The sequence below is a fragment of the Stenotrophomonas sp. T8 genome (assembly GCF_051853085.1).
GTDB lineage: Bacteria > Pseudomonadota > Gammaproteobacteria > Xanthomonadales > Xanthomonadaceae > Stenotrophomonas > Stenotrophomonas sepilia.
Genome location: NZ_CP195329.1, coordinates 1,005,164 through 1,030,541, shown reverse-complemented (window position 1 = coordinate 1,030,541; position 25,378 = coordinate 1,005,164). Strand labels below are relative to the sequence as shown.

General features: G+C 68.1%; 21 protein-coding genes. 9 read left to right on the top strand and 12 right to left on the bottom strand.

Translation table 11 applies throughout. The features are described from left to right. The first annotated feature begins 10 nt into the window (after positions 1 to 10). Positions 11 to 958 (top strand): DMT family transporter, encoded by a 948-nt coding sequence (locus tag ACSDHM_RS04820; RefSeq protein ID WP_005415820.1) that lies wholly within the window; start codon positions 11 to 13, stop codon positions 956 to 958. A gap of 30 nt (positions 959 to 988) precedes the next feature. On the opposite strand, the gene ACSDHM_RS04815 is transcribed toward ACSDHM_RS04820, so the two are convergent. The 6 genes from ACSDHM_RS04815 to ACSDHM_RS04790 all read right to left on the bottom strand — a co-directional run bounded on the left by ACSDHM_RS04815 (position 989) and on the right by ACSDHM_RS04790 (position 10,590). Next, positions 989 to 2,149: an AAA family ATPase gene (locus ACSDHM_RS04815; protein WP_061479505.1), complete on the bottom strand. Its 1,161-nt coding sequence runs from the start codon at positions 2,147 to 2,149 to the stop codon at positions 989 to 991. A 117-nt stretch (positions 2,150 to 2,266) separates the two neighbouring features. After that, positions 2,267 to 3,337 carry a sensor domain-containing diguanylate cyclase gene (locus tag ACSDHM_RS04810; protein WP_151355428.1) on the bottom strand — a complete coding sequence of 357 codons (1,071 nt, stop codon included), beginning with the start codon at positions 3,335 to 3,337 and terminating at the stop codon, positions 2,267 to 2,269. A gap of 134 nt (positions 3,338 to 3,471) precedes the next feature. Then, positions 3,472 to 4,194 carry a pseudouridine synthase gene (locus ACSDHM_RS04805; protein ID WP_019659152.1) on the bottom strand — a complete coding sequence of 241 codons (723 nt, stop codon included), beginning with the start codon at positions 4,192 to 4,194 and terminating at the stop codon, positions 3,472 to 3,474. Positions 4,195 to 4,228: 34 nt separating this feature from the next. After that, a complete protein-coding gene (locus ACSDHM_RS04800) occupies positions 4,229 to 5,893 on the bottom strand; it encodes a sensor domain-containing diguanylate cyclase (protein ID WP_334271688.1) in 1,665 nt (554 codons plus the stop codon). Positions 5,894 to 6,001: 108 nt separating this feature from the next. Next, positions 6,002 to 8,425, bottom strand: a complete 2,424-nt coding sequence (locus ACSDHM_RS04795) for a putative bifunctional diguanylate cyclase/phosphodiesterase (protein ID WP_439426702.1) — start codon at positions 8,423 to 8,425, stop codon at positions 6,002 to 6,004. 218 nt (positions 8,426 to 8,643) lie between these two features. Then, the gene (locus ACSDHM_RS04790; RefSeq protein ID WP_053497041.1) at positions 8,644 to 10,590 is read right to left on the bottom strand and encodes a DEAD/DEAH box helicase; all 1,947 of its coding nucleotides are present in this window, start codon (positions 10,588 to 10,590) and stop codon (positions 8,644 to 8,646) included. Between the two features lie 268 nt (positions 10,591 to 10,858). Here ACSDHM_RS04790 and ACSDHM_RS04785 point away from each other — a divergent pair, with 268 nt between their 5' ends. Then, positions 10,859 to 11,080: an RNA-binding S4 domain-containing protein gene (locus ACSDHM_RS04785; RefSeq protein ID WP_014036469.1), complete on the top strand. Its 222-nt coding sequence runs from the start codon at positions 10,859 to 10,861 to the stop codon at positions 11,078 to 11,080. Between the two features lie 11 nt (positions 11,081 to 11,091). Here the strand turns inward: ACSDHM_RS04785 and ubiM are convergent, their stop codons facing one another. From ubiM to ACSDHM_RS04765, 4 genes are all read right to left on the bottom strand, one after another. Continuing rightward, on the bottom strand, positions 11,092 to 12,270 hold the full coding sequence (ubiM, locus tag ACSDHM_RS04780) for a 5-demethoxyubiquinol-8 5-hydroxylase UbiM (protein ID WP_088496920.1): 1,179 nt from the start codon (positions 12,268 to 12,270) through the stop codon (positions 11,092 to 11,094). Positions 12,271 to 12,349: 79 nt separating this feature from the next. Then, the gene (locus ACSDHM_RS04775; RefSeq protein ID WP_072166838.1) at positions 12,350 to 12,739 is read right to left on the bottom strand and encodes an MAPEG family protein; all 390 of its coding nucleotides are present in this window, start codon (positions 12,737 to 12,739) and stop codon (positions 12,350 to 12,352) included. 11 nt (positions 12,740 to 12,750) lie between these two features. Next, on the bottom strand, positions 12,751 to 13,296 hold the full coding sequence (locus tag ACSDHM_RS04770; RefSeq protein ID WP_088496919.1) for a DUF4019 domain-containing protein: 546 nt from the start codon (positions 13,294 to 13,296) through the stop codon (positions 12,751 to 12,753). 59 nt (positions 13,297 to 13,355) lie between these two features. Then, a complete protein-coding gene (locus ACSDHM_RS04765; protein WP_061479514.1) occupies positions 13,356 to 14,519 on the bottom strand; it encodes a hypothetical protein in 1,164 nt (387 codons plus the stop codon). Between the two features lie 533 nt (positions 14,520 to 15,052). Between ACSDHM_RS04765 and ACSDHM_RS04760 the strand changes: the two genes are divergently transcribed. The 3 genes from ACSDHM_RS04760 (at position 15,053) to ACSDHM_RS04750 (ending at position 18,519) form a co-directional block, all read left to right on the top strand. Continuing rightward, positions 15,053 to 16,531 (top strand): AlkA N-terminal domain-containing protein, encoded by a 1,479-nt coding sequence (locus tag ACSDHM_RS04760; protein WP_353080173.1) that lies wholly within the window; start codon positions 15,053 to 15,055, stop codon positions 16,529 to 16,531. Then, a complete protein-coding gene (locus ACSDHM_RS04755; RefSeq protein ID WP_439426701.1) occupies positions 16,528 to 17,019 on the top strand; it encodes a methylated-DNA--[protein]-cysteine S-methyltransferase in 492 nt (163 codons plus the stop codon). Before ACSDHM_RS04760 ends, ACSDHM_RS04755 begins: the two co-directional genes overlap by 4 nt. Before the next feature lie 249 nt (positions 17,020 to 17,268). After that, on the top strand, positions 17,269 to 18,519 hold the full coding sequence (locus tag ACSDHM_RS04750) for an ectonucleotide pyrophosphatase/phosphodiesterase (protein ID WP_439426700.1): 1,251 nt from the start codon (positions 17,269 to 17,271) through the stop codon (positions 18,517 to 18,519). 132 nt (positions 18,520 to 18,651) lie between these two features. Here the strand turns inward: ACSDHM_RS04750 and ACSDHM_RS04745 are convergent, their stop codons facing one another. After that, positions 18,652 to 18,831 (bottom strand): 30S ribosomal protein THX, encoded by a 180-nt coding sequence (locus ACSDHM_RS04745; RefSeq protein ID WP_004150462.1) that lies wholly within the window; start codon positions 18,829 to 18,831, stop codon positions 18,652 to 18,654. Between the two features lie 110 nt (positions 18,832 to 18,941). Continuing rightward, the gene (locus tag ACSDHM_RS04740) at positions 18,942 to 19,355 is read right to left on the bottom strand and encodes a MerC domain-containing protein (protein WP_005415804.1); all 414 of its coding nucleotides are present in this window, start codon (positions 19,353 to 19,355) and stop codon (positions 18,942 to 18,944) included. Positions 19,356 to 19,490: 135 nt separating this feature from the next. Between ACSDHM_RS04740 and ACSDHM_RS04735 the strand changes: the two genes are divergently transcribed. The 4 genes from ACSDHM_RS04735 to ACSDHM_RS04720 all read left to right on the top strand — a co-directional run bounded on the left by ACSDHM_RS04735 (position 19,491) and on the right by ACSDHM_RS04720 (position 25,357). Continuing rightward, on the top strand, positions 19,491 to 21,698 hold the full coding sequence (locus ACSDHM_RS04735) for a TonB-dependent receptor (protein WP_439426699.1): 2,208 nt from the start codon (positions 19,491 to 19,493) through the stop codon (positions 21,696 to 21,698). Positions 21,699 to 21,952: 254 nt separating this feature from the next. Beyond that, on the top strand, positions 21,953 to 22,519 hold the full coding sequence (locus tag ACSDHM_RS04730) for a TetR/AcrR family transcriptional regulator (protein WP_005415802.1): 567 nt from the start codon (positions 21,953 to 21,955) through the stop codon (positions 22,517 to 22,519). Then, positions 22,519 to 24,192 (top strand): MFS transporter, encoded by a 1,674-nt coding sequence (locus ACSDHM_RS04725; protein ID WP_227836651.1) that lies wholly within the window; start codon positions 22,519 to 22,521, stop codon positions 24,190 to 24,192. Before ACSDHM_RS04730 ends, ACSDHM_RS04725 begins: the two co-directional genes overlap by 1 nt. Positions 24,193 to 24,202: 10 nt before the next feature. Then, on the top strand, positions 24,203 to 25,357 hold the full coding sequence (locus ACSDHM_RS04720; RefSeq protein WP_439426698.1) for an HlyD family secretion protein: 1,155 nt from the start codon (positions 24,203 to 24,205) through the stop codon (positions 25,355 to 25,357). Positions 25,358 to 25,378: the final 21 nt, after the last annotated feature.

The window sequence follows — 25,378 nt, the reverse complement described above, 5'->3', positions numbered from 1 at the left end:
CAATAGGCCGATGAGCACACCCGACACCCGCAAAGCGCTGTGGCAGATCCATTTCTGTGTCCTGCTGTGGGGCATCACGGCCATCCTCGGCAAGCTGATCACCCTGCCCGCACTGCCGCTGGTGTGGTGGCGCATGCTGCTGGTGACGGCGATGCTGGCCCTGCTGCCGCGGGTCTGGCGCGGGTTGCGCACCCTGCCCCCGCGGCTGGTCGCCGGCTACGCCGGTATCGGCGCGCTGGTCGCCCTGCACTGGCTGACGTTCTACGGCGCGGTGAAGCTGGCCAATGCCTCGGTGGCTGCCACCTGCATCGCACTGGCACCGGTGTTCACCTCGATCATCGAGCCGTGGGTGGCCAAGCGGCCGTTCCAGCTGCGTGAGCTGGCGTTTGGCCTGGCGGTGCTGCCGGGTGTTGCGCTGGTGGTCGGTGGCGTGCCCGATGGCATGCGCCTGGGTGTGTTGATCGGCGCGATCTCGGCGCTGCTGGTGGCGGTGTTCGGTTCGCTCAACAAGCGCATGGTCAGCCATGCCGATCCGCTCACGGTCACCGCGCTGGAGCTGGGTGCCGGCACCCTCACACTGACCCTGCTGGCGCCGCTGATGCCCTATCTGCTGCCGGCGCTGGCCAGCCCGCTGTGGGTGGTCCCGAATCTGCACGACGGGATCCTGCTGCTGGTGCTGGCCGGATTCTGCACGCTGCTGCCGTTCGCCCTGGCCCTGGTCGCACTGCGCCACCTGAGCGCCTACACGGTGCAGCTGGTGACCAACCTGGAGCCGGTCTATGCGGTGGTACTGGCGGTGGTGCTGCTGCGCGAGCAGCACGAAGTCACCCCGTGGTTCTACCTGGGCGTGGCGATCATCGTCGGCGCGGTGTTCCTGCATCCGCTGCTGAACCGCCGCAAGCCGGTGCAGCATCCGGAAATCCTCGGCACGGCCGAAGCGCGCAACATCGCCGATTGAGTGCATCCACGCATGGCGTGGATGGCCGCATCAGCGCTGCGGCCAATGCCAGGCCGGCGCATCCAGCAGGCCCTGCCCGCTCAACAGCGTGCGGCCCTGTTCCTTGTACAGATGCAGCGAATGGCACCCTGGCGCCTGTTCCAACGCCGCGATCAGCCGGCTGGCGTGCGACACCACCCATACCTGGCTGCGCGCACTGGCTGCGATGATGAGCCGCGCCAGCGCCGGCAGCAGGTCCGGGTGCAGGCTGGTCTCCGGTTCGTTGAGCACCATCAGCGGCGGTGGGCGTGGTGTGTGCAGCGCCGCCGCCAGCAGCAGGAAGCGCAGCGTGCCGTCGGAGAGCTCGGCCATCGACAATGGCCGCAGCAACCCAGGTTGGTGGAAGCGCAGCGCCAGGCGTCCATCCAGCGCCTCGAAATCGACCGTGGCGCCCGGGAACGCGTCATCGACGCTGCGTGCCAACGCAACCGGGTCGCCGATCTCGAGGATGGTCACCCAGGCCGCCGCCAGGTCCCGGCCATCGTGATGCAGCACCGGCGTGCGCGTGGCCATCGCCGGTTGCCGCGCCGGGGCATCGCCATCGCTGCGGAAATGGTCATAGAAGCGCCAGCAACGGATGTACTCACGCAGGGTGATCGTTTCGGGCATGCGCTGCGGATCGCCGACCTGGGTGAACAGGCTGTCGAACAGCGACAACCGGTCATCCACCAGATCCCAACCGCGCGCATGGCGCTGCCGCACCATCGCCCCGCGACGATCGACCAGCTGGTTGGCGCTGCGCAGGAACGGCCCCGCCCAGATCGCCTCGGCCTTGATCTGCGGGTCCAGCGCAAACGCCGAACGGCTGGGCGGCGGGTAGCCGAGATCGATGGCGTAGCCGAATTCGTCGGTGGTGAAGCCGAGCTTCAATCCCACCGATTCCTGGCGTGGGCCGCCCTGCAAGGGGATTTCGCCGGCAGCAACCCGACGGTCTATTTTTTCCGGGCCCGCCCACAGCGCCGAGCCCAGCCCACCTTCGCGGGCCAGCACCGCCGCGACGCCGCCCTGCGCGGTCTCGGCCAGCAGGCGCAGCGCGCGGTAGAGGCTGGACTTGCCACTGCCATTGTCGCCGGTCACCACATTCAACTGCTGCAGCGGCAATACCAACCCGTGCAGCGAGCGATAGTGGGCGATGGCCAGGGTCTGCAACATGGTCGGCGTCCGGGAAAACAGGGCGTCATGCTGCCCGCTCTTGATCGCAGGCGCTGCGACGCGATGTGAATCGGGAAGAGCATCCACGCATGGCGTGGATCTACCGGGCGGGGCGCTTCAGCCCGCTACTTCCACCCGGTTGCGGCCATTGCCCTTGGCCCGGTACAGCGCCTTGTCGGCACGTGCCAGCGTGTCGTCCACGCTTTCACCGGGCTGGTGCTGGGCGATGCCGATACTGATCGTGACCGGGAAGCCCAGTGGCAGGTCGGCCACGGCCAGGCGCAGGAACTCGCACTGAAGTTCGGCGGTGCGCAGGTCGGTTGCGGGCATCACTGCCACGAACTCCTCGCCGCCATAGCGCGCCGCCATGCCACGGCCGGCAAAGTGCGACCGCAGCAGCGCGCCCAGTTCGGCCAGCACGCGGTCGCCGGTGGCGTGGCCCTGGAAGTCGTTGATGTGCTTGAAATGATCGATGTCCAGCAGCGCGACGCAGGCCTCAGCGGGCTGCTCCCCGGTCATCGCCACGGCCTCGTCCAGCGCCGCTGCCATCGCGCGGCGGTTCGGCAGGCCGGTCAGCGCATCAGTGCGGCTCTGCTCGGCCAGGTCGGCGTTCTGCGCCAGCAGCACGTCGTGGTACTCCGACAGCAGGCGCTCATAATCATCGCGTTCCAGCATGTGGTTCTGGATGTCGAGCGCGAAACGGCGCAACTCCATCACCAGCATCACCTGCCGCGACAGTGCGGCCAGCGCCTCGGCCTTGTCGCTGGCCAGGTCCTGCGGCTGTGCGTCGAACACGCACAGCGTACCCAGCGGCAAGCCGTCGGAGCTGATCAGCGGCGCGCCGGCATAGAAGCGGATGTGCGGATCGCCGACCACCACCGGATTGTCGTGGAAGCGCACATCCTGCAGCGCATCCTCGACCACCATGATCTGCTGCGGCTGCAGGATGGCATGGCCACACATCGATTCGCTGCGCAGGTTTTCCGCCGCATCGATGCCCTGGATCGACTTGAACCATTGCCGTTCGACATCGATCAGGGTCACCGCCGCCATCGAGGTGCCGCAGACCGCCTTGGCGATCACCACCAGGTCGTCGAAGGATTTTTCACGCTCCGAATCGAGGATGCGGTAGCGGTACAGCGCCTCGAGCCGAAGGGCTTCGTTGGCGGGCTTGTCGGGCTTGATCATGCAACGTCACGTTCCGGCAGGTCACCGCGAAGTCTAGCGGAAGCCGGTGCGCAATCCGCATGGCAGGTCGTGCCGGCCGTTGGCCGGCATCCCGGATACCTCGCGCGCCCATTGCAGCCGGCCAGCGGCGGGCACTACCAGTCCAGCTGCTTCGGCAGCAGGCCCTGCAGCTCCTGCTCGGTCAGGTTGCGCCACTGGCCCGGCTTCAGCGCGCCAATCTTGATGTTGTCGATGCGCACGCGGCGCAGCTGGGTCACGCGATAGCCGAACTCGGCGGCCATCAGGCGGATCTGCCGGTTCAGGCCCTGCTGCAGGGTGATGCGGAAACCGAACTTGGCGATGCGCGAAGTCTTGCATGGCAGCGTCATCTGGTCGTGGATGCGCACACCACGCGCCATGCCGCGCAGGAACTCATCGGTGACCGGCTTGTTGACCGCCACCAGATACTCCTTCTGGTGGCCATTCTCGGCACGCAGGATCTGGTTGACGATGTCGCCGTTGCTGGTCATCAGGATCAGGCCTTCGGAGTCCTTGTCGAGGCGGCCGATCGGGAAGATGCGCTGTTCATGGCCGACGAAGTCGACGATGTTGCCCTTGACCGACGTCTCGGTGGTGCAGGTGACGCCGACCGGCTTGTTCAGCGCGATGTAGACGTGGCGGCGGGCGCCGGGCTTGCGGGCCACGCGCGCGCGCAGTGGCTGGCCATCCACCAGCACTTGGTCTTCCTCGCCCACCACCGCGCCGGTGCCGGCCGGATGGCCGTTGACGGTGACCCGGCGGGCGGCGATCAGGCGATCGGCCTCGCGGCGGGAGCAGAAGCCGGTGTCGGCGATGTGTTTGTTGAGTCGGGTGGTCATCGCCCTATTATCCGGCATCGCCGCCCGCCGCGCTTCATGCCAGGCCGGGTGGATCGAGTTCTTCGCCGTCGAACACCCGGTTGCGGCCGGCACGCTTGGCCACGTACATGGCATGGTCGGCCCGGCGCAGCAGCGCGGCGAGATCGTCCTCGCCCGACCGCCACTGCGCCAGGCCGATGCTGGCGGTGACCTCCAGGCCGGGCACCTGCAGCGCCCGGGCCGCCTCCGTGATGTGCCGGCGCAGGCGATCCAGGCGCGCCGACGCCGCCTCGCGGGGCATGCCCGGCATCAGCAGCAGGAACTCTTCGCCGCCCATCCGCACTACCTGGTCCTGGCTGCGTACCGCGGCACGCAATGCACGCGCCACCGCCACCAGCACCTGGTCCCCCACGGCGTGGCCATGGCGGTCATTGATGTCCTTGAACAGATCGATATCGAGGAAGCCGATCACCAGCGGGCCACGTTCGCGGTCAACCTGCTCCAGGTGGCGTGCCAGCTGCTGCAGGCCGGCACGGCGGTTGGGCAGGCCGGTCAGGCCATCGGTCTCGGCCAGCTGGCGCAGTTCATCGCGCTGCTGGCGCAGGCGACCCAGCCGCTGGTTCAGTGCGTAGGCGGCCATCATCAGCAGCCAGGTCACCGCCAGCTGCAGGGCCTCCACGCGGTATTCCAGCAACCACGCCGCGCGGCAGGCGTCGGCCAGGATCAACACCAGCATCGGCGCCAGCGCCGCCAGCCCCGCCTGCGCCCAGCGGTCACCGCGCAGCCGTGCCCACACCCCGGCCATCAACGCCAGGCCACAGCCCAGCAGATAGGACACCTGCAGGCCCTGCGCCACCCAGGCCAGGCTGTCCCATGGCAGCCAGGGCACCAGTGCAGCCAACACCAGCAATCCCCAAAGCGCCACCAGCTGGAACGGACGCGAACGCGGCAACAGGCGATCACCGCCATTCAGCCGCCACAGCGCCGGCAGCACCAGGGCCTGCGTGGCCGCAGTCAACACCAGCAGCCACCAGGCACCGCGCTCGCCCACCGGCAGCCAGGGTTCCGGATAGCCGCAGAGGCCACCGAGGATGGCCTGCCACAGCACCAGCACGGTGGTACCGGCGATGTAGACCAGGAAACTGCGGTCGCGGGTGGTGAGGAAGGCCATCAGTGCCGACAACGCCAGTGCGATCGCCACGGCGATGCAGGCCGCGCGCACCAGCAGGCGGGCGGTATCGTTCTGCTGCACGGGACTGGGCGCGCCCAGCCGAAGGGTGGGTACCCAACGCGCCTTCAACGGCGTCTGCCACGACACCAGGAATGGATCGTGACTGCCCGCTGGCGGCACCGCCACCAGCCCGATGCCTGCGCGGAAGCGTGAGTCTCGGGTACGGGCATCATGCATGTTGCCGCAGATCTCGCGATCGCCATACTGCACGCGGACTTCGCCAGCGAACACATTGAACACGTCCAGGGCCTGCGGTTGCCCCGACCAGCCGCCCGGCGGCGCAGGCACCTGCACCTGCTGCCGGTGACCGGCCAGCATGTTCGGCGTGCATGCGCGATGTGGAGTGGGTTCATCGGTGGCTGCGCCGACCAGCAGGTAATCGCGGCCGGCTTCGACGGCAGCGGCCCACAGTGGCCACGGCGTCGCCAACCACACCAGCAGCACGACCAGCACCGCCCCTGTTCCGTACTGCCACTGCCTGCCGCCCACGCCACGTCCTGTTCCTGCTTACGCCCGCGCCCACTGCGCGTCGCCCCTGGCGGGCATTATCGCAGCCGCGGCTGCAACGCATGTGTAGACCAAAGTCGCCGACGGCGTTCAACCTGCGGCGGGAGGACCTTTCACGGCCACCAGACGCACCGGCCGCAGGTCGGCCAGGGTCATCCGTTCCAGTGGCTGCGGCCGCTCGACCGCATAGCCCTGCAGGCCCTGCACCCCAAGCCGGGTCAGCGCGGCGGCGACTTCGGCGGTCTCTACCCATTCGGCCACCACCTCCATCTGCAGCTCGCGCCCCAGTTCACTGATCGCGCGCACGGTGGCGTGGCTGACTGGATCGGTATCCATGTCGCGCACGAAGGCCCCGTCGATCTTCAGGATGTCGGCCGGCAGCTGGCGCAGGTAGCCGAACGAGGACAGCCCGGAGCCGAAATCGTCCAGCGCCATCCGGCAGCCGCGCGCCTTCACCGCATCGATGAACGCGCGCGCCTGGCTGAGGTTGCTGATTGCGGCGGTCTCGGTGATTTCGAAGCACAGCTTGGAGGCCAGCGCGCGATTGCGCTCCAGCAGGTCGCAGACGAAGGCGAGGAAGCCGGGTTCGGCGATCGACTGCGCCGACACGTTGACGTTGCACAGTCCCAGCTGCCGCACATGCGCCGGGCACACCTGCAGGTGCCGGAACAGCAGGCCGAGCACGTGCCGGTCCAGCGCCACGGCCATGCCATAGCGCTCCACCGCCGGCATGAACTGGCCCGGCAGGTGCAGGCTGCCATCGCTGCCGCGCATGCGCACCAGCACCTCATAGTGCAGGTAGGTGGGATCGCCGACGCGGGCGATGCGCTGCGCATACAGCACCATGCGGTTCTCGGCCATGGCCAGGCTGACGCCCTGCAGCCGCTCGGCTTCCCGGCGCCGTTCCTCCAGCGCCATGCGGTTCTCGTTGAAGCAGTGCACGCGGTTGCGCCCGGCCTGCTTGGCCGCATAGCAGGCACTGTCGGCGGCGCTCATCAACCAGTTCACATCCGGTGCATCGGCGCTGACCTCGACCACGCCGATGCTGCAGCTCAACTGCGGGCTGCCCTCGCTCACCGGGAACGTCGCCTGCCCCAGATTGCGGATCACGCGCTGCAGCACGCGCTTGGCCTCGTCCTGCCCGGCATGGGCGAGGAACACCGCGAACTCGTCCGCACCCAGCCGGCCCACCCAGTCACCATCGCGCACCGCCGCCACCAGGTAATCGGCGAAGCTGCGCAGCATCTGGTCGCCGGCGGCATGGCCGAAGCTGTCATTGACCAGCTTGAAATGGTCCAGGTTGATGTAGCACAGCGCGTGCGTACCACCTTCGCTGCGCACCTGCAACAGCGCGCGTTCCAGCAGGCGCTCGATCTCGCGCCGGTTGATCAGGCCGGTCAGCGGGTCATGGCTGGCGTGGTGCTCGATCTCGCGCGCCAGTGCATGGTTCTGGCTGACGTCTTCGATGATCGCGAACACCGACAGGCCACCGCCGGCGCTGCGCACACCGGTGCCGCTCCAGCGGCCCCAGACCAGGCTGCCATCACGACGGCGGAAGCGCAGTTCGCTCGGCCGCAGCTGGCGGTCCCAATCGATGCGCCCCACCCCGTCAATGACCAGCTCGCCGTCCATCAGCAGGTCAGCCAGCGACAGCTGCAGCAGCACGTCGCGGCGATGATCGAGGATGTCGGCCATCGCCTGGTTGGCCTCGATCACCTTGCCTTCGGTATCGAGCTTGAGCATGCCGACGTTGGCCTGGTAGAACGCTGCGCGGAAGCGGCTCTCGTGTTCGGTCAGGTCCTTGCCGACGCGGCGCGCCAGGGCCACCGCCATCAGGCTGATCGCCAGCACCGACAGGCCCGCGACCATCAACGTGGCCAGCCTCACCAGCGTCGCCATCCGCAGCAGCGCCTGCGAGAACGCCTGGCTCTGCACCTTCATCCGCTGGTCCAGGTCGCGCAGCTGCTGCAGGTAGTGGTCACGCGTGGCTGCCAGTACGGGGCCACCCTCGTGCCGCCGCTGCAACTCATCGACCAGGCGCTGCAGCGCCATCAGGTCCCCGTCGGTCTGCCGCCATAACGCGGTCGCTTCGCGGAAGGCACCGATATCGCGCGCGTAGCGGAACGAAAACACCAGGCGCGGAATGTCGGCGTGCGCGTTGCCCCCCTGCAGGAAGCCCTGCCGGGCCTTCTCTTCGTCAGGCTCCGCCTGTTCCAGCGCCAAGCGCGCCTGCAGATCGCCCAACGGCACCTGCAGGGCCTGGCGTGCATCGTCCAGGTCCTGGGCATCACCGCGCGCCAGGTAGCGACTGAGCGCGGCGGTCGCATCCTGCTGACCGCGCGACCAGTACCCCTGGCCGGCGATCCAGGCGGTGGAGGCCGCCTGCAGTTCCTGGATCAACGCCGACAGTGCGACCAGTCCGATCGCCATGCCGGTCAACAACGCAAATCGCAGTCCCAGCCCCCGGGTCATCGGCACCCGCCGGCTCTGTTGGTCCGTGCCACTCCTACCCATCCCGGATCCCCCCGAATGTGCTGCGGTGACAACCTCCTTTGGAACCGGACCAGCCTATGACCGGCAATGTGTTGACCGTGCGAAAAAGGGGACGGAGGGGATTAAGTCGTCTATGGCAGGCCATGCGCCTATGCCGAAAACGACTTAATCCCCTCCGTCCCCTTTTCCTGTACGCCGGCCCGGGGGCCGGCGTCGCTCTGGACGGCTGTGGGTGCGGCTTAGAAGCTGCGCGGGCCGCGCGGCTTGAAGCCATCACGACGTGGCGGGCGGCTGTCGCGGTCACCGCCGCGGTCGCCCCCATGGCCACCCGGACCACCCGGACCACCACGACGCGGGCCACCGGGGCCGCCCGGACCACGCTTGTCGAAGCGCGGCTTGAACGGACGCGGGGCCGGGTTGATCTCTTCACCGGCCGCCAGCGGTCGCATCTGCAGCTGCTGGCCGGACACCCACACCTTCTGCAGGTGCGAAAGCACGTCCGGCGGCATCTGTGCCGGCAGGTCCAGCAGCGAGAAGTCGTCGTGGATGTCGATGCGGCCGATGAAACGGCTTTCCAGGCCGGCTTCGTTGGCGATGGCGCCGACGATGTTGGCCGGCTTCACGCCGTGCTGGTGGCCCACCGAAATGCGGTAGGTCTCCATGCCCTGCTCCGGCGCACCACGCGGCGGAACCTCGCGGCGCGGACGCGGCTCGAAACCACCTTCGGCGTCGTCGCGACGCGGGCCACGCTCGAAGCGCGGCCCCCGCTCGTTGCGGTCGAAGCGATCGCCACGCTCCGGGCGGTCGCCACGGTCGAAGCGCTCGCGCGGCGCGCGCTCTTCACGCGGGGCACGCACCGGCGGCTGCAGCAGGAACGGGGTATCGCCCTGCAGCATCCTGGCCAGCGCGGCGGCGATCTCGATGGCCGGCACGTTCTGCTCGTTCTCGAAGCGCTCCAGCAGCTGGCGGTAGAAGTCCAGGCCGCCGGCGCCGAGCGTTTCGCTGATACGCGAGGTGAACTTGTTGATGCGGGTGTCGTTGACCGCTTCCACGCTCGGCAGCTGCATCTCTTCGATCGGCTGGCGGGTGGCACGCTCGATCTGGCGCAGCATGCCCTTCTCGCGCGGGGTGGCGAACAGGATCGCCTCGCCGCTGCGGCCGGCACGGCCGGTACGGCCGATGCGGTGCACGTAGCTCTCGGTGTCGTACGGGATGTCGTAGTTCAGCACGTGGCTGATGCGCTCCACGTCCAGGCCGCGGGCGGCCACGTCGGTGGCGACCAGGATGTCCAGCTTGCCTTCCTTCAGCATGGCAATGGTGCGCTCGCGCTGGGCCTGCTGCATGTCACCGTTGATGGCGGCAGCGGCCAGGCCACGCGCCTGCAGCTTGCTGGCCAGTTCTTCGGTGCCGGCCTTGGTGCGCGCGAAGATGATCATCGCGTCGAACGGCTCGACTTCCAGGATGCGGGTCAGCGCGTCCAGCTTGTGCATGCCGCTCACCCACCAGTAGCGCTGGCGGATGTTGGCCGAGGTGGTGGTCTTGGCCGCGATGGTCACTTCCACCGGGTCCTGCAGGTAGGTCTGCGCGATGCGGCGGATCTGCGGCGGCATGGTGGCCGAGAACAGGGCCACCTGGCGCTGCTCCGGCAGCTTCTTCAGCACGGCTTCGACATCGTCGATGAAGCCCATGCGCAGCATTTCATCGGCTTCGTCCAGCACCAGGGTCTTCAGCTCGGACAGGTCCAGGGTGCTGCGGTCCAGGTGATCGATCACGCGGCCGGGAGTACCGACCACGATGTGCACGCCACGGCGCAGGGCCGACAGCTGCTGGCCGTACGGCTGGCCGCCGTACACTGGCAGCACGCGGAAGCCCGGGATCTTCGACGAATAGGACTGGAATGCCTCGGCAACCTGGATGGCCAGTTCGCGGGTCGGCGCCAGGATCAGGGCCTGGGGCTTGATCTGCTGCAGGTCGATGTTGGACAGTACCGGCAGTGCGAACGCAGCGGTCTTGCCGGTACCGGTCTGGGCCTGGCCCAGCACATCGCGGCCTTCCAGCATCGCCGGGATGGTGGCGGCCTGGATCGGCGACGGGGTTTCGTAGCCGATGGCGGTGACCGCCTGCATCACGGGCTCGGACAGGCCGAGCTGCGCGAACTGCAGCGGCGCTTGGGAATCTTGGGACATGGGGAACTCCGAAGGCACTGCCGTCTTCCTGGCAGTGCGATAAAAAGGGTGATGGTCCGCGCTTTGGGCGCCCTTCTTATCGCGTGCCCTGGCGCTGCTCGGTCGGAGGAGATTTCACTCGCTCAGAGCGGAATGATACCGCATTGATCCTGAACGAGGCGTACAGCTTTCCATGTGCGTGCCGTCGTGCCCCGTGCTGGCGCACAATACGCGCCCTCTCCCCGGCCCGGCCGCTGGCCTGCGCCCTCTTTCCAGGACCCCTCGCTCCATGCAGATTCTCGAATTCGACCTCGACGGCGACTACGTCGAACTCAAGCAGCTGCTGAAGCTGGCCGACCTGGTCACCAGCGGCGGCGAGGCCAAGATGGTCATCAGCGAGGGCCAGGTGCGGGTCGACGGTGAGGTCGAACTGCGCAAGGCCTGCAAGATCCGCGCAGGCCAGGTGGTCGAGTTCGCCGACAGCCAGATCCGCGTGCTGGCCGCTGGCTGATCCGAGGGTGTTCAGGCCACGCGCTGGGTCAGGTGCGAGGCGATCAGCTGCCTGAACGGCGCCACGCCCTGCGCCAGCCGCAGGCCCGCGGCCCGCAGCAGGCGTGCCGGGCGACGATCGTCGGTGTACAGGCTGGCGATCGCGTTGGTGGCCTCGTACAGCGGCCGCGACGCCAACCGATGACCGCGTTGGTAGCTGGCCAGCATGCCGGCGGCGGCAATGTCGGCACCGCGCCGCTGCTGCGCGACGATGCCCTGTGCCAGCCGCTGTGCGCTGGCCAGTCCCAGATTGAAGCCGTGCGCGGTGACCGGGTGCATGCCCACCGCGGCATCGCCGATCAGCGCGGAACGCTCGCGGACGAAACGGTGCGCGTACACCCCCACCAGCGGATACGCCTGCGGTGTGGCCACCGGCTGCATGCGGCCCAGCCGATGCTCGAAGCAGGCACTGATGGCCTCACCGAAAGCCACCTCGTCCATCGCCAGCAGTTCTTCGATCTGCCGCGGCGGCAGCGTGATCACCGCCGATGCCTGGCCCTCGTTGAGCGGCAGCAGCGCCATGGTGCGGCCGTAGGCGAACCACTCCCAGGCCGTATGGTGATGGTCGCGCTCGACCTGCATGCGGCATACCAGCATCGACTTGCCGAAGTCGCGCATCTGCGCACCGATGCCAAGCATGCGGCGGGTGGCGGAGAAGCGGCTGTCAGCCGCGACCAGCAGGCGCGCGTGCAGTTGACTGCCGTCATCGAGTCTGACCACCTGGCCCTGCGCATCGGCCTGCACGCCCAGCACCTTGCGCCCGTCGAACAGCTCCAGCCCATCCTGGCCCTGCACGGCGTCCCAGGCGGCGCGGCGGATCAGGTGGTTGGGCACCAGCCAGCCCAGCGGCTGGCCATCAACCTGGCTGCTGGCGAAGGTCAACGCGAACGGCGAGCCGCCGTTCATCACCCTGGCATCGCGCAGCTCGGCGACTTCGGCCTGCGGCAGCCGCTGCCACAGCCCCAGTTGCTCCATGCTCTGCCGCGAGGCATGGGTCAGCGCGATCTCGCGGCCATCGAAGGCGGCGTCGGCCAGGGCCTGGCGCGGCTGCACTTCGACCAGCCCGACCTGCAGGCCACTGCCGGCCAGCGCGCGCGCGAAGCACAGGCCCGCCGGTCCGGCGCCGACCACCACCACGTCCATCCTGCGCATGCGCGCCTCCTGCCGTTGATTCAGTCCGGGCCAGCATAGCGCCGCGCGCCTGAGCGGCCTTGATCTGGATCAGGCCGACTTACAGAAGTGCGAACACGAGCGCCAGGATCGACAGCAGCGATACGAGCCAGACCAGGCTGCGCACGTAGGGCACGCCCGCGGCATACAGCGGCAGGTAGACCACACGCGCCCAGACGTAGGCCTGCGCAGCCAGCGCCGTGGTGTCGTTGCTGCGCCCGGCCACGACCACTGCGATGGCGGCAGCGGCGAAGAACGGGAAGGTTTCCAGGAAGTTGGACTGCGCACGCTGCAGGCGGCCGGCCAGCGGGCTGAGCGGCTTTGAATTGCCATCCCGTGCCGAGGCATTCCACTTCATCCCGCGCTCGCGGGTGACCACGGTGGAGGTGGCGAAGATGTAGACGAAGCCCAGCAGCACCGACCAGGCCAGCATCGTCAGCTCAGTTGCCATCGTTCATCTCCTCAGGGCGCCGACGCGCGCAGGCTGTAACCGGCCAGGCGCCAGACCTGGTCTTCGTCGAAGCGGAACGAGACCAGCTCGCGCACCGGCTGCGCGCTGTTGGCGAAACGGGTCGGGAAGCTGACGTTGATGTACAGCCCTTCCGGCACTGCGGCGCCGGGGCTGTACTTGACCCGGGTGATGGTCGGCTGGCCACGCCCGGCCAGCGCACCGAGGCGCGTGCGCTCGGCGGCCAACTGGCTGACGAAGGTGGCCTTCGGCACCGCACGGCGCGCGACGGCCGAAGCGCCATCCCACAATTCGCCGGCGCGGTTGGCATCGACCAGCTGTGCCGCCTTCAACGCAGCCGCGCCCATTTCCGCGTCCTGCTTCTGCACCTGGGCCTGCTGCGCAGCGGTCAACGCCGGGGCACCTGCAGTGGCGGGCTTCGCGGCCGCCGGCGATGCCGGGGCCGGGCGCGCGGGTGCCGGTGCCGGCGTGGCCGGCGCAGGTACCTGCGCCAACGCAGTCAGGGGCAGCAGGGACAGCAGCAGGAGCACGCGCTTCATGGACACCGCCGGTTCTGGAGGAAAGGACCGCAGTCTACGCCAGCGCAGTGAGCGGTTCGTCAGCGCGCGTGGGCGTTGCCTTCCACCGCCGCCGCATCGGCCTGCGCGGCCGGCGTGCCGGTCTCTGCTGGCGCCTGTTCGGCCACCGGCGGCGGCTCCGGCGGCGCTGGTGGCAGCGTCGCCACATCGATCTCCGACAGCGGGCTTTCGTCGGGGCAGACCGCGTCCGGGAAGCCGAAGCGCTGCTTCAACGCCTGGCCGCAGCTGTTGATCGACTCCATGTCGGCGCCTTCGCGCTTGCACTGCTGGTCGAAGGCGACCAGGAACGCGTCCTTGCGCTGCACGAAATCGTCGCCGCAGGCACGCATCTGCTTGATCCGTTCCAGATCGTCCTGCACCGCATTGGTGCCATCCAGGCCGTACTGGCGCAGTTCGTCCGGAGTCAGCAGCCGCAGGCTGCGGTTGGGCACGGTCATCATCAGATCGGCCACACCGACCGCCACGCCGTTGCGTTGCAGGTAGTCCTTCACGTTGTCGTAGACCTCGTGCAGCTCGCGGTTGAGCTCGGCGCGCGAGGTGGCCTTGGAACTGATGCGCATCATGCGGTGGATGCCGACCTTGCCCGACAGCAGGCGGTTGTCGCCGGCGGCCAGCACGAACACGCAGGCGCTATGGCAGATCGAGCCTTCGCGCACCCAGATGGTCCAGCCCGATTCACCGATGCTGTCACCGGCGACAATCGCCGACTCCACCTGCCCCCCGCTGGAATCCAGATCGAGGATGCGCTTGTGGATCTTCTGCTCGTCAGCAACCACGGCCAGTCGCCACATCATCTCGGCGAAGCCCGGATTGATCTTGCCGGCGTAACGCACGCGCATCAGGCCGCGCTCGGCGCACGGGGCCAGCGCCTGGGTGATCTGCTCGCGCTGCAGGCCTTCCAGCTCGACACCGTCGCCGGCATCGCCAGCATATTCCGTGCTGCAGCTGACCCAGGCACGGCCATTCTCAAGCTGCGCCTGCGGCCACGGCCGATCCGCCTGGCTGCGCGGCGGCGCTGGCGGTGGCGGTGCATCGGCCGCATTGATCGACACCATGTTCTCGCCATCGCTGGCCGGCGCCCGCGCAGCCTTGTCAGCAGCGGTCACATTGCCTGGATTTTCCAGCTGGCTGCAGCCCGCCAGGGCCAGGCACAACAGGGGCAACCAGCGGCGTTTGGCGGACATCGGGCAACCAGTCTTCACGTGAGCAGGAGCCACAGTCTACCCGTCCGGGGGACGCATTCAGCGCGTGGCACTGAACCCCTTCTGACCCCTGGTTCCATCCATTTCATTACAGCGTCTTCCACCACCCCATCCACGCATGGCGTGGATCTACCGTGTCGACCAAGGTCGACACCTACCAGAGCGGGATGCCCTTCCGGCAGGCCGCGGGAAACTGTCGAAGGCGGGGTGGATCCGGTGGCAGGGGCGTGAGCGCCATGGATGGCGCGACCGAGCTTACATGGGTGAGGGCGCTTTGTTTGCGAAGCACTGCTTCGCAAGCGCCCGAACGCCCAGCCGCCAGCGGCTGGGCCGGGCCCCGGAGGGGGACTTGCAGCGTCCCCTGCCACCGGACCCACCCCGCCCTCCCCCAGGAAGCCCGCTGTTGTTGTTGCTCTGGCCTCCGCGGGTGCAGGGCGCAGCCCAGCCAGACCCCCTTCAGCATCCATGTCCGAATGTGGCGAGTATCGCCGCCCGCGCGGGCCTAGACTGGCGCCATGGACACCGCCCTGGCCCTCGACACCGCCGCCTGCGACCGCGCCCGCCTGGCCCGCGACGCACGCTTCGACGGCGTGTTCTTCACCGCCGTGCGCAGCACCGGCATCTACTGCCGCCCGGTGTGCCCGGCACCGCCACCGAAGCCGCGCAACATTACCTACTTTCCGACCGCCGCGGCCGCCGCGGCCGCTGGGTACCGTCCCTGCCTGCGCTGCCGCCCGGAATTGGCACCGCAGGCCCAGCAGGCCCTGGCCGGACAGACCGTGCAGCGGGCACTGGCGCTGATCCAGGGAGGCTTCCTGCAGGAGCAGCCGGTGGCCGATCTTGCAGCGAAGCTCGGCCTCAGCGCGCGCCAACTGCAGCGCCTGTTCGTCGAACATCTCGGCGCGACGCCCGGGCAGATCCACGCAACCCATCGCCTGTTGCTGGCCAAACAGTTGCTGACCGAAACCACGCTGGCGGTGACCGACGTCGCGCTGGCTGCCGGCTACAACAGCCTGCGCCGCTTCAATACCGCGTTCCTGCAGGGCTGTGGGATGGCGCCGACCGCCCTGCGTCGCCAGCATCAACCGTTGGCTGCAGATGATGGCGGCCTGGTGCTGCGCCTGGGCTACCGTCCACCACTGGACTTCCCACGCATGCTGGCCTTCCTGCGCAAACGCAGCCTGCCCGGCATCGAACTGATCGGCGAAGACAGCTACCAGCGCGTACTGGGCACGCCGGAGCGCCCCACCCTGCTGCGCGTCACCGCCGATTCGAAGCGGCCGGAACTGCGCCTGCAATTGGGCGCGGTGGATCCGCGCCTGATCCCCGACATCGTGCGCCGCGTGCGTCGGGTGTTTGATCTGGATGCCGACCTGCAGCAGGTCCATGCCGCGCTGGGCGAAGAACCGCTGCTCGCGCGTGGCATCGCCGAACGCCCCGGACTGCGCGTGCCCGGCGGCTGGGATGGCTTCGAGGTGGGCGTACGCGCGGTACTCGGGCAGCAGGTCAGCGTGGCCGCGGCCACCACCTTCGCGCGGCGCCTGGTCGATGCCTACGGCGCACACCTGCCGGGCATGCCATCGGAATTCGATCGCCAGTTCCCCGCGCCCGAGGTACTGGCCGAGGCACCATTGGAATCCATTGGCCTGCCGCGCAGCCGCGCGGCCACCGTGCGCGCCCTGGCCGCCGCCTGCGCCAGCGGCCTGCTCGACTTCGGGCCCGGCCAGGCCTTGGAGGAATTCGTGGCCCGCTGCGTTGCACTGCCCGGCATCGGCCCCTGGACCGCTCAGTACATTGCCCTGCGCGGACTCGGCCAGCCCGATGCCTTCCCGGCCGGCGATCTTGTACTGCAGCAGGTGCTCGGCCACGCCCAGGGCCAGCGCCTGAGCGAACGTGCGACCGAAGCGCGCTCGCAACCGTGGCGCCCGTGGCGCGCCTACGCGGTGCTGCACCTGTGGCACCTGTCCGGCACGTTCGTTGGAGAACCGACATGACCCTGTTGTTCGATCGTTTCGACAGCCCGATCGGCGTATTGACCATCGCCGGTGACGAGCGTGGTCTTGCGCACGTGCTGTTCCCGGAGAACCGCCACCCCGCGCGCGGGCGCGACGGCTGGCATCACGCGCCGGGCGCATTGCCCCAAGCGCACGAACAGCTGCTGCAGTTCCTGCACGGTGAACGCAGCCGGTTCGACCTGCAGCTGGCACCACGCGGCACGCCTTTCCAGCTGCGCGTGTGGCAGGCGCTGGCGTTGATTCCGTTCGGCCAGACCTGGAGCTATCTGCAGTTGGCGCAGCACCTGGGCCAACCCAGCGCGACCCGCGCGGTGGGCGCGGCCAATGGCCGCAATCCATTGCCGATCATCCTGCCCTGCCACCGCGTGATCGGCAGCAACGGTGCACTGACCGGCTTCGGCGGCGGCCTGGAAACCAAGGCCGCGCTGCTGCGGCTGGAACAGCGCCAGGCCCCGCTGTTCGCCTGAGAGGGCTGGCCGGGCTGCGCCCGGCACCCGCAGAGGCTAGAGCAACAGCAACAGCGGGCTTCCTGCGGGGAGCCAGGGTGGGTCCGCGCCATGCGTGGATGGAAGCATCAGGAATACGTCTGGAGAAAAGCCCCCTGCTTGTTGAAGGGGGGCGCCGACAGGCGCGGGGATAAGGAAAAATGCGCGGAGACGGCGCGCAATAGTGAGCCGTGTCTTGGGCGCGTCATTACCTCGCACTATCATGCGCGGATGACTTCCGTACGCCTGACCTGCGCGCTGGCGCTGCTGCTGCCCTTGGCCGCCTGCACCACCGCGCCTGCCCCTTCCGCCTCCGTTCCCACACCCGTCGCTGCGGCGGCACCGCCCAAGCTGCTGCTGATCTCCATCGATGGCCTGCGTGCCGACGCGCTGGATCGCGGCCTGACCCCGAACCTGCAGCGACTGATCGACGGCGGCGTGCGTGCACGCTGGATGACCCCGTCCTATCCGTCACTGACCTTCCCCAACCACTACACCCTCGTCACCGGCCTGCGCCCGGACCACCACGGCATCGTCAACAACAGCATGGACGATGCAACCCTGGGCCGGTTCGAGCTGAGCAATCGCGAAGCGGTGACCACCAGTGGCTGGTGGGGCGGTGAACCGATCTGGGTCGGCGCCGAGAATGCCGGCGTTCGGTCGGCCACCACCTCATGGCCGGGCAGTGAATCGGAGATCCGTGGCGTACGCCCCAGCCAGTGGCGCATCTACGACGGCAAGGAACCGCTGGAACAGCGCGCCGGCATCGTGCTCGATTGGCTTGCACAGACCGACGCCGATGCCCCCCGCCTGACCACGCTGTACATGGAACACGTGGACAAGGCCGGCCACAACTACGGCCCCGAATCGAAACAGTATGCCGACGCCATCGTGCGCGCCGACCAGATCGTCGGCCAAGTGCTCGATGGACTGCAGCAGCGCGGCCTGGCCGCGACCACCAACGTGATCGTGGTCTCTGACCATGGCATGGCCAGCGTGCCGGTCGGCCAGGTGATCGCCACCGAATCGATGGTCGACCCGGCGATTGCGCGCAATGTCAGCCAGGGCCAGTCGGTCGGCTTCGCACCAGTGGTCGGCCATGAAGCCGCCGCCGAACGCGCTCTGCTCGGCCGCCACGCGCACTACGAATGCTGGAAGAAAGAAAAACTGCCGGCGCGCCTGCACTACGGCACCCATCCGCGCATTCCCGCCATTGTCTGCATGATGGATGAAGGCTGGGATGCCCTGCATCAGGAAAAGATCGCCAAGCGCGAACAGCAGGACCGCGGCTCGCACGGCTACGACAACGCGCTGCCGTCCATGCGCGCGGTGTTCGTGGCCAGTGGCCCGTCGTTCCGCCAGGGCCTGGTGATCGATGGCTTCGACAATGTCGATGTCTATCCACTGCTGGCACACCTGCTGCAGGTGCCGGCCGCGCCGAACGACGGCAACCCGGAAACGCTGAAGCAGACGCTGCGCTGATCCGGTTGTAGAGCCGAGCCCACGCTCGGCTGCATTGCGCCAGCCGGGCATGGGCTCGGCTCTGCAAAATCGTGCATAAAAAAACGCGGCGCCAGGCGCCGCGTTCTTCCTTGGACCAGTCGCGCGGCCGGATCAGGCCTTGGCGACGGCCTTCTTCGCCACGGCCTTCTTCGCCGGAGCCTTGGCCACGGTCTTCTTGGCAACCGGGGCGGCGGCGCCTACGGCGACCTTGCTCGCGGTATGCGAACGGGCGTTGCCGTAGCTGGCGTTGTAGCGCTTGCCCTTGGCGGTCTTGCGGTCACCCTTACCCATGTCTTCAACTCCTCAAGTGTGAAATCTGGTTACCCCGTACTGACACGGGTTCGGCGGGGCCGCCTTGCTGGGCGCCCCCGCGCACGATCAAAAATCCTATCACGGAGCGCCTAGTGCGCGCAGCTGGCGTCGTGTACGTGGCCGTGGTTCAGGCGCAGGTTGACCAGATGGGCAACGCCCACCAGCAGGCCACCGATGGTCATCACCACCGCATGCGGCACGGCGTTGTGATGCAGCGGCTCGTACAGCACGCCGGCCCACAGCGCGACCAGGCCGGGGATCAGGAAGCCCAGCGCACGCAGCGCGCCGTGGCGGCGGTAACCCCAGACCAGGCTGAACAGCCCAAGCAGGGTCACGAACAGCACCAGCGCCTGTTCGACGCCGTCGCTCAGCCAGAACGACAGGCCCAGCGAGGGCGCTGCCGCCAGCAGCACCGGGATGACTGCGCAATGCACCGCGCACAGCATCGAACCGGTGGCACCGAAACGGTCGAGCAGGTGGCGCAGGCGTGAGGACAAGGACATGACTTCCAGCAGGGTCGGCGAATCGTTATGGAATAATATAACATCCCTCTCCGACCCGCACGCTTTCCCTCCCCCTGTCCCATCGACGGGATTCGTGCGCCCCGCGATTGATACAGTGTAACAAAGGACCCATCCATGCCCGCCCACACCGCACGGCTCAAGCCGCATTCCCTGGCCCTGGCCCTCGCCGCCCTGCTGCCGTCCGTCGCCTTTGCAGCCGGTCAGGACACCGCCCATCGTGACCGCCACCTGACCGAGCTGTCCTCGGTGCAGGTCACCGCGTCGCCGCTGCAGGGCGATGCCGAATCCCTTGCGCGCCCGGTGGAGGTGCTGGCCGGTGAGCGCCTGGACGAACAGAAGGCCGGCACCCTCGGCGATACCGTGGCCAAGCTGCCCGGCGTGCAGAGCACCTTCTTCGGCCCCGGCGTCGGCCGCCCGATCATCCGTGGCCAGGAAGGCCCGCGCGTGGCCGTGCTGTCCAACGGCATGGGCAACATGGATGCGTCCACGGTCAGCGCCGACCACGCCACCAGCATCGAACCGTTCCTGGCCGACCAGATCGAAGTGCTGAAGGGCCCGGCCACGCTGCTGTTCGGCAGCGGTGCCATCGGTGGGGCGGTCAACGTGGTCGATGGCCGCATCGCGCGCGAGCTGCCCGAGCGCCCGCTCAGCGGCCGCGCCGAGCTGCGTGGCAATTCGGTGAACAACGAGCGCAGCGGCATGTTCCGCCTCGATGGCGTCAGCGGCAATGTCGTGCTTCATGTGGACGGCCTGGTGCGCAATGGCGACGACTACCGCATTCCCGGCTATGCGGTGATCGACAGCCTGGAAGACCACCACGACGACCACGACCATGATCACGCGGGCGAGGAAGGCGAAGAGCCGCGTCGCGGCCGCCTCGAGAACAGCTCCATCCGCACCCGCGCCGGCGGCGTCGGCGCAACCTGGCTGGGCGACGGCGGCTACTTCGGCGTGTCGGCCAGCACCTACCGCACCAACTATGGCATTCCCAACGGCGCGCACGTGCACGCCGACGGTGATGATCATGGGCATGACCATGGTCACGACCATGGTGATGAAGAGGAAGGCGGTGACGAACACGACGTGCGCATCGACATGGTGCAGAACCGCTTCGAGACCAAGGCCGGCATCTACGACCCGGTCTCGTTCCTGAAGAACATCAACGCGCGCGTGGCCTACACCGACTACGAGCACGTGGAGCTGGAGGCCGGCACACCGTCCACCCGCTTCACCAACCGCGGCATCGAGGCACGCCTGGAAGCGGTACAGCAGCAGATCGGCGGCTGGGACGGCGCCTTCGGCCTGCAGTTCGGCAACAGTGATTTCGGTGCCAAGGGCGAAGAGGCGTTCGTTCCGGATACCGGCACGAAGAACATCGGCCTGTTCGTACTGCAGGAAAAGCAGTTTGGCCCGTTCAAGCTGGAACTGGGTGGCCGCCACGACCAGGTCAAGCTGGACCCGACCGGTGACTACCGTCGCCGCACCTTCGGCGCCACCAACCTGTCTGCCGCTGGCATCTGGAAGCTCAACGATGCGGTTGACCTGCGCATCGGCGTGGACAGCTCCGAACGTGCACCGACCAACGAGGAGCTGTATGCCGCCGGCGCGCACATCGCCACCCGCTCGCTGGAAATCGGCGATGCCAACCTGAAGACCGAGCGCGGCCAGCGCGTGGAACTGGGTATCCACACCCACAGCGAACGCCTGGACTTCTCCGCCTCGGTCTACCAGACGAAGTTCAAGGACTTCATCTACCTGGCCGACACCGGCGTTACCGAGGGGCTGCCGGTGCGCGCCTGGACCCAGCAGGACGCGGTGTTCCGCGGCGCCGAGGCCGAAGCGCTGGTGCACCTGTTCGAGGGCGGCGCCGGTGACTGGGACCTGCGCGTGTTCGGTGACTACGTGAAAGCCAAGCTGGATGGCAGCGGCAGCCGCAACCTGGACATCGCCGTGCCGCACGGCGACCACAACCACAATTACAACGTGGAACTGGCCAACACCGGCTACCTGCCGCGCATCGCCCCGGCCCGCGTCGGCGCCGACCTGCGCTGGTCGAAGGACGGCTGGCGCGCCTCGGTCGGTGCGGTGCGCTACAGCCGCCAGAAGGACGTGGCGCAGAACGAGGCACCGAGCGATGGCTACACCCTGGTCGATGCGCACCTGGCCTACCGCTGGGACCGCAACGCCAGCAACAGCTACGAAGTCTTCCTGGATGGCAGCAACTTGACCAACCGCGAAGTGCGCCCGCATACCTCGCTGCTGCGCGACTACTCGCCGCTGCCGGGCCGTGGGGTCGCATTCGGCATCCGCGCGTTCTTCTGATCGGATGCAGGGGGGATCCCTTTCCGCGGGAAAGGGCTCTGCCCCCACTCGCCCTTTCAACGCATGGCGGGGCCGCACCACGAATACCATTCTCTCTCCCGGGGGGCCGTCTGGCCCCCCGTTCCTTTATGCGTGAGCGAGGTCGCGGCGCCCCCGCTCACACACCCGTCACAAAGATGTGCGTACCACAACAAGCGGACAATCCCGTCACCCAATGTCTCGCCAATCGGACACTTTTGTCCGAAAATAATTCCATGACTGCCCAACGTGCCGATGCCGCTGCCCGCCGTGCCCTCATCCTCGACGCCGCCGATCATGTGTTCGGCCAACACGGTGTCACTGCCCCACTGGACCTGGTGGTCGAACGCGCCCAGGTGGGCCGCGCTACCCTGTACCGCAACTTCCCCGACCGCACCGCGCTGATCCAGGCGCTGCTGCAGCGCACGGTTGATCGCATCCGGCGCCAGGTCGAACAGCTCGGTGACCGCGACGACGCGCTGTTCGAGGTGTTCGAGGGCATGGCCCAGCGCATCATCGATTCGCCCGCACTGGCCGATTACTGGCGGGCGGTTGATTCGGACGTGCCGGCCATGCGCGCGGCGCGCGAGACCGTGCGCGACCTGCTGGAGGAGCCGATCGCCCGCGCCAAGGCCGCCGGACTGTGCCGTGCCGATCTGGAGAAGACGGATATTTCACTGATCTCGGGCATGCTGGGCGCAGCCCTGCGCGGCAAGACCCGCGACGAGCGCGCCCACCTCGCCGGGCGCGCCCTGCAGCTGCTGCGCGGGGGTCTCCAGGGAGCAACCAGCGAGGCGCGCTGATGGTCCAGCCGTATCTGAAGCCGGTTCCGGATTGGGAGGAGCACGAGAAGCCGACCATGCCCGGCTCGGCGTCGATGCCCTGGCACCCGCCGTACCGGCGTGCGGCCTATGCGCTGGTATCGCTGCTGGTGGCGATCACCGGCGGCCTCGGCAATGCGCTGGTCACCGCCAACCTGCCGTTCCTGCAGGGCCAGCTGGCGCTGACCCCGACCCAGGGCAGCTGGCTGGTAGCGGCCTATGCCATGGTCAACGTCACCGCCAACCTGCTGGCCTTCAAGTTCCGCCAGCAGTACGGCATCCGTCTGTTCGCCGAGATCGGGCTGGGCCTGTATGCGGCGCTGGCGGTGCTGCACCTGTTCGTCGGCAGCTTCGAGACCACGATGCTGACCCGTGCCGCCAGCGGCTTCGCCGGCGCGGCCTGTTCGACACTGGGCACGCTGTACATGCTGCAGGCGCTGCCGCGGCGCTTCACCGGCAATCTGCTGGTGGTCGGCGTCGGCCTTTCGCAGCTGGCGGTGCCGATCGCCTGGATCGTTTCACCAGGCTTGGTGGATACCGGCCAATGGCACCAGCTCTATTCGTTTGAAGCCGGGCTGGCGCTGTGTGCGTTCGCCGCCGTGGTGGTGTTGAAGCTGCCGCCGGGCATCCAGGTGAAGGCGTTCGAGCCACTGGACTTCCTCACGTTCGCGCTGCTCGCCCCGGCCGTCGCCCTGCTGGTGATCGTGCTGGCGCAGGGCTACACGCGCTGGTGGCTCAACACGCCGTGGCTGGGCTGGGCCCTGGTCGCGTCGATCGTGCTGTCCACCACCGCCTTGATCATCGAGCACTACCGGCGCAATCCACTGCTGCAGATCCGCTGGCTGTCGACGCTGCCGGTGCTGCATTTCATCGTCGGCGCCTTCCTGATCCGCTTCCTGACCACCGAGCAGTCCTATGGCGTGGTCAACCTGATGCGCACGCTCGGCATGGGGCCTGACCAGATGCGGCCGCTGTTCGTGGTGATCCTGGCCGGGGTGATCGTGGGCATCGCCGGTGCCTCGCTGACCTTCGGCCCGAAGCGGCTGATCGCCCAGCTGCTGATGGCGATCCTGCTGCTGGGCGCTGCCGCCTTCTTCGACCAGCACCGCACCAGCATGGATCGGCCGCACGATTTCTACGCCAGCCAGTTCCTGGCCTCGGTCGGCGCCGGCATGTTCATGGGCCCGTTGATCATGCTCGGCATTTCGGCGGCGTTGAAGCAGGGGGTGGACCACATCGTCACCTTCCTGGTGACGCTGTCGATCACGCAGACGCTGGGCGGCCTGGCCGGCTCGGCGGTGCTGGGCACCTTCCAGCTGCATCGCGAGCAACTGTACTCCAGCGCGCTGACCAGCCAGCTCGACCCCGCCGATCCGGTGGTGGCACAACGCCTGCGCATCCAGCAACAGCTGTACAGCGCACAGATCACCGACCCGGTGCTGCGCAGCGCGCAGGGCAGCGCGCAGCTGGCGCAGACCACGCGCCGCGAAGCCAATGTGCGCGGCTTCAATGATGTGTTCACCCTGAGCGGTTGGCTGGCGATCGGTTTCCTGTGCTGGTTGCTGCTGCTGTCGCTGCGCACCGCCGTGCTCAAGCAATGGCGCAAGCGCCACCCCACTTCACCCGTTGCGGCCACCCCGGCCGCACACCGCTGAGTCCTCCGCCATGCCCCCCGTTCCGCCCCGATCCGACGACGCCGACAATGTGACTCCACCGCCGCCGACCGACGCGGCACCTGCGCCCACGCCCGTTGAACCGGCAGTCGCGCCGAAGTATCTCAAGCCCAGCGCGCGCAGCGTGGTGGTGATGGTGGTGGTGGCCCTGCTGGGCATTGCGCTGATCCTGCGCGCCTGGCATCTGTGGCCGTTCACCAGCAGCGTGATGGTGACCGACAACGCCTATGTGCGCGGCCAGATCACCGTGATGGCGCCACAGGTCAACGGCTATGTGACCGAAGTGCTGGTGAAGGATTTCCAGCATGTGAGGCAGGGCGAGCCGCTGCTGCGCATCGATGACCGCATCTATGCCCAACGCGTCGCCCAGGCGCAGGCGACGCTCGACAGTGCGCGCGCGGCGCTGGCCAACTCCGACCAGTCGCAGGCGCAGAACCGTGCGCAGATCGCCTCCGCGCGCGCCACGCTCTCGGCCGGGCAGGCCGAACTGCAGCGCTCGCGCAACGAGCTGAAGCGCTACGAGGAACTGGCCGCGCAGCAGCTGGTGTCGATCAATGACCGCGACAAGTTCCGCACCAGCCAAGCCTCGGCGCAGGCCAGCGTGCAGCAGTCGCAGGCGCAGATCCGCATCGCCGAGGAAACACTGGTGTCGACCCAGGTCGCGCGCAAGAGCCTGGAGGCCCAGGTGGAAAGCGCACAGGCGCAGCTGGAACTGGCCCGCATCGACCTGGCCAACACGGTGATCCACGCACCGCGCGACGGCCAGATCAGTGAAGCCAGCGTGCGCGTGGGCCAGTATGTCGCCGCCGGTTCGCAGCTGCTGTTCCTGGTACCTGACACACTGTGGGTGGTGGCCAACTACAAGGAAGGCCAGACCTGGGGAATGGCGATCGGCCAGCCGGCCGCGTTCTCGGTCGACGCGTTCCAGGGCCAGGTGCTGAGGGGCCGCGTGCAGGAGATCGCGCCCGCCACCGGATCGGAGTTCAGCGTGTTGCGCCCGGACAATGCCAGCGGCAACTTCACCAAGGTGGTGCAGCGGCTGCCGGTGCGGATATCGATCGATGAAGGCCAGAAGCTGGCCGCGCAGCTGCGGCCCGGCATGTCGGTGATCGTGCGGGTGGATACCGCAGGCAAACCGAAGGACTAGCCCTTGTCATGAAACGGGGTC

Excerpts from the sequence above, each read along its gene's own strand:
- ACSDHM_RS04820 (WP_005415820.1), top strand. The coding sequence starts at position 11 with ATGAGCACACCCGACACCCGCAAAGCGCTGTGGCAGATCCATTTCTGT.
- ACSDHM_RS04815 (WP_061479505.1), bottom strand. The coding sequence starts at position 2,149 with ATGTTGCAGACCCTGGCCATCGCCCACTATCGCTCGCTGCACGGGTTG.
- ACSDHM_RS04810 (WP_151355428.1), bottom strand. The coding sequence starts at position 3,337 with ATGATCAAGCCCGACAAGCCCGCCAACGAAGCCCTTCGGCTCGAGGCG.
- ACSDHM_RS04805 (WP_019659152.1), bottom strand. The coding sequence starts at position 4,194 with ATGACCACCCGACTCAACAAACACATCGCCGACACCGGCTTCTGCTCC.
- ACSDHM_RS04795 (WP_439426702.1), bottom strand. The coding sequence starts at position 8,425 with ATGGGTAGGAGTGGCACGGACCAACAGAGCCGGCGGGTGCCGATGACC.
- ACSDHM_RS04790 (WP_053497041.1), bottom strand. The coding sequence starts at position 10,590 with ATGTCCCAAGATTCCCAAGCGCCGCTGCAGTTCGCGCAGCTCGGCCTG.
- ACSDHM_RS04785 (WP_014036469.1), top strand. The coding sequence starts at position 10,859 with ATGCAGATTCTCGAATTCGACCTCGACGGCGACTACGTCGAACTCAAG.
- ubiM (WP_088496920.1), bottom strand. The coding sequence starts at position 12,270 with ATGCGCAGGATGGACGTGGTGGTGGTCGGCGCCGGACCGGCGGGCCTG.
- ACSDHM_RS04775 (WP_072166838.1), bottom strand. The coding sequence starts at position 12,739 with ATGGCAACTGAGCTGACGATGCTGGCCTGGTCGGTGCTGCTGGGCTTC.
- ACSDHM_RS04770 (WP_088496919.1), bottom strand. The coding sequence starts at position 13,296 with ATGAAGCGCGTGCTCCTGCTGCTGTCCCTGCTGCCCCTGACTGCGTTG.
- ACSDHM_RS04765 (WP_061479514.1), bottom strand. The coding sequence starts at position 14,519 with ATGTCCGCCAAACGCCGCTGGTTGCCCCTGTTGTGCCTGGCCCTGGCG.
- ACSDHM_RS04760 (WP_353080173.1), top strand. The coding sequence starts at position 15,053 with ATGGACACCGCCCTGGCCCTCGACACCGCCGCCTGCGACCGCGCCCGC.
- ACSDHM_RS04755 (WP_439426701.1), top strand. The coding sequence starts at position 16,528 with ATGACCCTGTTGTTCGATCGTTTCGACAGCCCGATCGGCGTATTGACC.
- ACSDHM_RS04750 (WP_439426700.1), top strand. The coding sequence starts at position 17,269 with ATGACTTCCGTACGCCTGACCTGCGCGCTGGCGCTGCTGCTGCCCTTG.
- ACSDHM_RS04745 (WP_004150462.1), bottom strand. The coding sequence starts at position 18,831 with ATGGGTAAGGGTGACCGCAAGACCGCCAAGGGCAAGCGCTACAACGCC.
- ACSDHM_RS04740 (WP_005415804.1), bottom strand. The coding sequence starts at position 19,355 with ATGTCCTTGTCCTCACGCCTGCGCCACCTGCTCGACCGTTTCGGTGCC.
- ACSDHM_RS04735 (WP_439426699.1), top strand. The coding sequence starts at position 19,491 with ATGCCCGCCCACACCGCACGGCTCAAGCCGCATTCCCTGGCCCTGGCC.
- ACSDHM_RS04730 (WP_005415802.1), top strand. The coding sequence starts at position 21,953 with ATGACTGCCCAACGTGCCGATGCCGCTGCCCGCCGTGCCCTCATCCTC.
- ACSDHM_RS04725 (WP_227836651.1), top strand. The coding sequence starts at position 22,519 with ATGGTCCAGCCGTATCTGAAGCCGGTTCCGGATTGGGAGGAGCACGAG.
- ACSDHM_RS04720 (WP_439426698.1), top strand. The coding sequence starts at position 24,203 with ATGCCCCCCGTTCCGCCCCGATCCGACGACGCCGACAATGTGACTCCA.